This window comes from Pseudostreptobacillus sp., assembly GCF_977040545.1.
The window spans coordinates 1-6,688 of record NZ_CDRRBS010000067.1 but is presented as its reverse complement, the minus strand read 5'-3'; the positions used below and the strand labels follow the sequence as shown (position 1 = coordinate 6,688).

Sequence of the window (6,688 nt, the reverse complement as noted above, 5' to 3'; positions counted from 1 at the left end):
TTGATATATAAACCTAAAATCTTATTTTTAGATGAACCTACAATAGGTATAGATATAATACTTAAAGAAAAACTTTTAAATATATTAAAAGAAATTAATAAAAAAGAAAAGATTACAATAATTTTAACAACTCATGATATGCGTGATGTAGAGGCATTGTGTGATAGAATAGTTATTATCAATGAAGGGGAAAAAATATTTGATGATACTATGGAAAATTTAGTTGATAAATATGTTAATGAAAAAGTTATTAAGGTGACTTTAAAAGATAAGGTAGATATTGATAAGATAAAAGAAATTAAGGGTGTTTTATCAATTAATTATGAGGATAATTTACTTAGTATAAATATATTAAAAGATGTTTTAGTAGAAAAAAAGGTGATAATGTCATTGTATGATATGTATAACATTGAGAAATTGGAATTGGAAGAAGAAGATATAACAAGTGTTGTAAAAAAAATATATCAAACTAAAATTTAGGAGGCAGTTATGCAAAAGTATTCAATTAAACCATACATTTCAGAGGAAGATATTTTGAAAAGGGTAGAAGAATTAGCAAAAGAAATTGACAAAGACTTTGAGGGAGAAGAAGTTTTGCTTATAGGTTTACTTAGAGGTTCAGTTGTCTTTTTAAGTGATTTATGTCGTAAATTAAAAACAGCAGATACACTTGATTTTATGGTTGTTTCTAGTTATGGTAATGGAATGGAAAGTTCTCGTAACGTAAAGATTATAAAAGATTTAGAAGAAAATGTTAAGGATAGAAATGTCCTTATAGTTGAAGATATAATAGATACTGGTAATACTTTAAAGAAAGTTAAAGAAATAATAGAAACAAGAGAACCTAAAAAAATTAAAATAGTAACATTGCTTGATAAACCTGAAAGAAGAGAAGTCGATGATATAGAAGTAGATTATGTAGGATTTAAAATACCTGATGAGTTTGTAGTTGGTTATGGAATAGATTTTGCTCAAAAATATAGAACTTTACCTTATGTAGGTATAGTAGTTAAGGAGAATGAATAATGAAAAGTAATACTTTTGTAGTAGTCGGAACACAATGGGGTGATGAGGGTAAAGGAAAAATTATAGATGTATTATCACCTAAATCAGATTATGTGGTTAGATTTCAAGGTGGGAATAATGCTGGTCATACTGTAGTTGTTAATGATGAAAAATTTATACTTCATTTATTACCTTCAGGTATAATAAATTCTAAAGGAAAATGTTTAATAGGGAGTGGAGTTGTTGTAGATATAGAAGTTCTTCTTAAAGAAATAGAAAGTCTTGAAAAAAGGGGGCATAAATTAGATAATTTATTGATAGATGAAAGAGCACATATAATAATGCCATATCATATAGAACTTGATAAAGCTAAAGAGGAAGAACTTGGAGTTAATAAAATAGGAACAACTCAAAGAGGGATAGGACCTTGTTATATAGATAAAATAGGTAGAAATGGTATAAGAATTGGAGATCTTTTAGATCATGAGAGATTTAAAGATAAACTAACTTGGAATGTAGGACAAAAAAATGCTGAGCTGATGAGATATGGGAAAAAATCATTTGATTTAGAAGAGTTATACAATAAATATTTAGACCTTGCTAAAAAAATAGAGTTTAGAATAGTAGATGGAGTTAGTTTATTAAATGAAGCTATAGATGATAACAAACTTGTATTATTTGAAGGAGCACAGGCTTTAATGCTGGATATAGATTATGGAACATATCCTTATGTTACATCTTCTTCTCCAACAACAGGTGGTGTTTGTGTAGGAGCAGGAGTTCCACCTAAAAAAATAAATAGAGTATTAGGTGTTATGAAAGCATATACTACAAGAGTAGGAGAGGGGCCTTTTCCTACAGAATTAGATAATGAGTTAGGTGAAAAAATAAGACAAATAGGGCATGAATTTGGAGCAACTACTGGAAGACCAAGAAGATGTGGATGGCTTGATTTAGTTATAGGTAGATATGCTACATATATAGATGGATTAACAGATATAGTAATAACTAAAATAGATGTGTTATCAGGTTTAGAAAAAATTAAAGTGGCAGTTGCTTATGAAATAGATGGTAAAACATATAATTCATATCCTGGAAATTTAAGAAAATCTAAAAAGGTAAATATAGTATATAAAGAACTTGATGGATGGAATGAAGATATTACTGGAATTAAAAAATATGAAGATCTTCCAGAAAATTGTAAGAAATATATAGAGTTTATAGAAAAGGAATTAAAAACAAATATTTCTATGATATCTGTTGGACCTGAAAGAAGTCAAAATATATATAGATATGATTTAGAAGATGTAATAAAGTAGGTGAGTCGTTTGGATAAGTATATAAATCCTTTGAATGAAAGATATGCTAGTTCTGAAATGAGCTATATATTTTCTCCAAATTTTAAATTTAAAACATGGAGAAAATTATGGGTAGTTCTTGCAGAAACAGAGAAGGAACTTAGACTTGATTTCATAACAAAAGAACAAATTCAAGAACTTAAAGACAATATAGAAAATATAGACTTTGAAAAAGCAAATGAATTTGAAAAAAAATTAAGACATGATGTTATGGCTCATGTTCATGCTTATGGGGAAGTTGCCCCTAATGCTAGAAGTATAATACATTTGGGAGTTACTAGTGCTTATGTTGGTGATAATACAGATTTAATACAAATTATGGAAGGTTTGAAAATATTAAAAACTAGAATGATAAATTTAATGGATAGACTAAAGAGGTTTTGTTTAGAGTATAAAGAACTTCCAACTTTAGGATATACACATTTCCAAGCAGCACAGCTAACTACAGTAGGTAAAAGAGGAAGTCTTTGGTTACAAAGTGTATTATATGATTTTGAAGAATTAGAATATAGAATAGAAAATTTAAGATTTAGAGGTGTTAAAGGAACTACTGGGACACAAGCTAGCTTTAAAGAATTATTTAATAATGATTTTGAAAAAGTAAAAGAACTTGATAATAAAGTATGTGAAAAAATGGGATTTTCTAAAAAACAAACAGTTTCAGGTCAAACTTATGATAGAAAAACTGATTTACAAATTTTAAATCTTTTGGGTAATATTGCGCAAAGTGCTCATAAGTTTACTAATGATTTTAGATTATTACAACATTTAAAAGAGTTAGAAGAACCATTTGCTAAAAATCAAATAGGTTCAAGCGCTATGGCTTATAAAAGAAATCCTATGAGAAGTGAAAGAATATCTTCAATTGCAAAATTTGTAATGTCTTTAACAAGTAATGGTAGTCAAGTTGCTTCAACTCAATGGTTTGAGAGAACTTTAGATGATTCAGCAAATAAAAGATTATCTATTCCACAAGCTTTTCTTGGAGTAGATGCAATACTTTTAATATGGCTTAATATATTAGATGGAGTTGTTGTTTATCCTAAAGTTATAGAATCAAATATTATGAAAGAATTACCTTTTATGGCAACGGAAAATATAATAATGGAAAGTGTAAAAAAAGGTATGGATAGACAAGATGTTCATGAAATAATAAGAGAACTTTCTATGGAAGAAACAAAATCTATTAAACTTGAAGGGAAACCTAACAATTTAATAGATAGAATAATTAAAGATGGAAGACTTTCTTTAAAACAAGAAGATTTAAAAAATATATTAATTCCAAGTGAATATACAGGATTTGCAAGTCAGCAAACTATGGATTTTATAGAAAATGATATAAATCCAATATTAGAGAAATATAAAGATTTAATTTTAGAAGATAAGGTAGAAATAGAAGTATAGATTTTAATCTATACTTTTTTTGAATAAATTTTAATGTTGTATATTATAAAAATTGATTTCATATTTACTTTTAAAGAAATTTGTATAATTCTTTTATTTATAAGGTATTTAGATATTTAGAAAAACAAACATAAACAAAACTAATGATACTATATATAATATATATACATAAATTATTGATTTTTTCTTATAATTAGAGTATAATTATTCTTATAATTTACTTAGAACAGGGAGGTCGTATGAAAAAGACTTTAATATTAATAGGTATACTTTCTAGTTATAGTGTATTTGCATTAGAGGGAAGTATAAACACAGGAATAAAATTAAGTCCTGAATTTAGTCCATTGGTAGAAGATAAAGCAAATGGAATTGATGGTAAATCATTTAGATATGAAAAGAGTGCTTATGATGCCAAATTATTAGATTTAAATTTAAAATTTAAAGAAATAGGCTTAGAATTAGGAACAACTTTAAAATCATCAAGATCGGATGCTAAAATTAGTGATTGGGATGGAGATAATAGTGATAAATCACATTATGTAGATAAAAGAGAAAAAGATCATGATGTTATGGCGAAGATATATGGTAAATATGCCTCTCCAGTATTTTATGGATTAAAAAATGAAACAGACTTTACATATTATGTTGATAATTTCTGGCAAATTAGAAGTAGAGATAGTAAAGAAAGTAGTGAAATAAAAGATAGTGGAAGATATGCTGAATACATAGAAGAAGATGGGACTAAACAAGCTTTAGGGAACATGGTACTTAATACAAAATTAAGTGGTAAAGTTCTTGATAAGGTTGATTTGAGCGCAAATTTAAACTATAAAGCAAATCAAATAGATAGATTTGATAAGGATGAATCATATTTTAAAGGAGATATAGAAGCTTCTGGTAAAATAGGAGATAAAACAAATTTAAAAGGTAAGTATAATTTTGATTTAGATCTTGATTTTGGTGCTAAGAAATTTGATCCATTAACTACAGATTTAGATGAATATCCTGATTTTTGGGGTGGTAATTATATCACATTACTTGATCAAGGTTTAGATTTAAGAGTAGACTATAAGTTAAGAGATGATATAAAGATTAATACTAACTTGAATACAACATTTAAAACATATATACAAGGTGGAATAACAAAAAGTCAAAAGACTAGAAGTGAATATAATATTATAAAACCTATATTAGAAGTTGGAATTGAAAAAGATGTTATTAAAAATTTAACTCTTGGGACAATGATTAAAAATGAATTTGAAGTAAGAAATGCTAAATATATACCTGAAACTCCTGATCAAATAACTCAATATGATTCTTGGAGTTCATATAAACCAAAATTATTATTTAATACAAAATATGATAATGGTTTAATTAAATATGATGGTAAATTAGGTTATGGATTCAGTATGACACTTGATCCGTTTATAACAGAATTAAAACATGTAGAGCATGAAATAGTAAGTGAAAATAAATTAGGGTTAAGTTATAAATTCAATGATAAAACAAGTATAGATGGTAATGTAGAAGCTAATATAGAAATACCTGTATTAAATGAATACTTAAAATCAGTTAGTACAAAGTTAAATATAGATGCAACTTTAAAACATGAGTTCTTTAAAGGGTTGACATTAGAAACTAAATTAGATAATAAACTAGATTTAACAGGAGAAAAAACAGTATTGAATTTAGAGAAATTTACAGAAAGTTTCACATTAAATAATACATTAAAATATACAGTATTAGAAAATGATAAAGAAAAGTTAGATTTAACTGGTAAATTAGGGTTTGAAAATAGAGAACAGTTTAATCACTTTATAAAAACTGAAAAGAAAAAAGTTGGAGAAAAAGAAGTAGATATTCCTTTAACAAAGAAAATATGGTATTTAGGTGGTGAAAGTTTTCCTTTATACATGATAAATAGAGTTAAATTTGGAATAGGTGCAGATTATGAGAAAAAAATAAATGATAAATTAAAATTAGAAGCTAAAATAGATGTAGATTCAAAATTAGAATTTTTTGCATTAAGAAGTGAAAAATTATTTACATATAAGAATACAGAAAATTATAGAAAATCAAATAAAGAAAAACCACAAATAAGTGATTATAGAACTACAAGATGGAATATAGGTGGAGAAATAAAAACTATAGGAACTGTTGGAATTGATTATGCTGTAACTAATAATTTGAATTTAAAAGGTAAATTAAATTCTAAATTAGAATTTGCAAGAGAAGTAATAAATAAAATAAATGATGATACAAGACCAGATAAAGATAGCTTTGGATGGATAGATAAAAGCTTTGGATTTAAAAAGTTTGTTCCAAGTGTAGAATTTAACTTAGAGTATAAATGGTAAGTTAGGAGGTAATATGAGAAGTAGTAAAATAGCGGCAATTAGCTTAGGATTGATGGCAGTAATATCTTGTAGTAGTGCAGGAATAAATAATACAAATAATAATACAAATAATAATGATAATAGTTTAGAGTTTAATAGAGCTGATGATTTTGATATTAAAAGAGGTCTTAAATTAAATAAAGATAAGGGAGATCAAAATTATTTAGAAAAGCTAGATGCATCAAATTTCAAATATAATGGTGGAGCTTTATATAAAGGGGAAATATTAAGAGTAGGAACATATATAAGTCCTGAAATAGAAGTAGAGGGAGTATATGCTAAAAATCCTACAATAACTCTAAAAAAAGATGATAAAAGATATAAAGAATATACTAGTGATGTAGAAGGTAAAATAAAAGTAGTTGATAATGGAGAAACAAAAGATGTTACATTTTTAGATCAAAATGCAGTATATGTAAAATTAAGAGATAAGAATGGAAATACAAAAGATATACTTTTAAATCAAAGTGTAGATGTTAAAGAATTACCTAAACTTCAAGGTGAGGTAAGATATAAGGATATAAA

Annotated in this window: 5 protein-coding genes and 1 pseudogene; all 6 read left to right on the top strand. The window is 26.1% G+C overall.

Translation table 11 applies throughout. The annotated features are described in order from the left end of the window. Positions 1 to 480, top strand: a pseudogene (locus ACWYO2_RS04395) (ABC transporter ATP-binding protein); the annotation flags it as partial. 9 nt (positions 481 to 489) lie between these two features. Continuing rightward, complete coding sequence (gene hpt / locus ACWYO2_RS04390) at positions 490 to 1,026, top strand: hypoxanthine phosphoribosyltransferase (RefSeq protein WP_455515281.1); 537 nt, start codon at positions 490 to 492, stop codon at positions 1,024 to 1,026. Further along, positions 1,026 to 2,324 (top strand): adenylosuccinate synthase, encoded by a 1,299-nt coding sequence (locus ACWYO2_RS04385; protein WP_455515280.1) that lies wholly within the window; start codon positions 1,026 to 1,028, stop codon positions 2,322 to 2,324. Before hpt ends, ACWYO2_RS04385 begins: the two co-directional genes overlap by 1 nt. Positions 2,325 to 2,333: 9 nt before the next feature. After that, positions 2,334 to 3,767: an adenylosuccinate lyase gene (gene purB, locus ACWYO2_RS04380; RefSeq protein WP_455515279.1), complete on the top strand. Its 1,434-nt coding sequence runs from the start codon at positions 2,334 to 2,336 to the stop codon at positions 3,765 to 3,767. Positions 3,768 to 4,006: 239 nt separating this feature from the next. Then, complete coding sequence (locus tag ACWYO2_RS04375) at positions 4,007 to 6,124, top strand: hypothetical protein (protein ID WP_455515278.1); 2,118 nt, start codon at positions 4,007 to 4,009, stop codon at positions 6,122 to 6,124. A 13-nt stretch (positions 6,125 to 6,137) separates the two neighbouring features. Continuing rightward, positions 6,138 to 6,688 (top strand): hypothetical protein (locus tag ACWYO2_RS04370; RefSeq protein WP_455515277.1); only part of this gene is annotated, 551 nt, incomplete at its 3' end.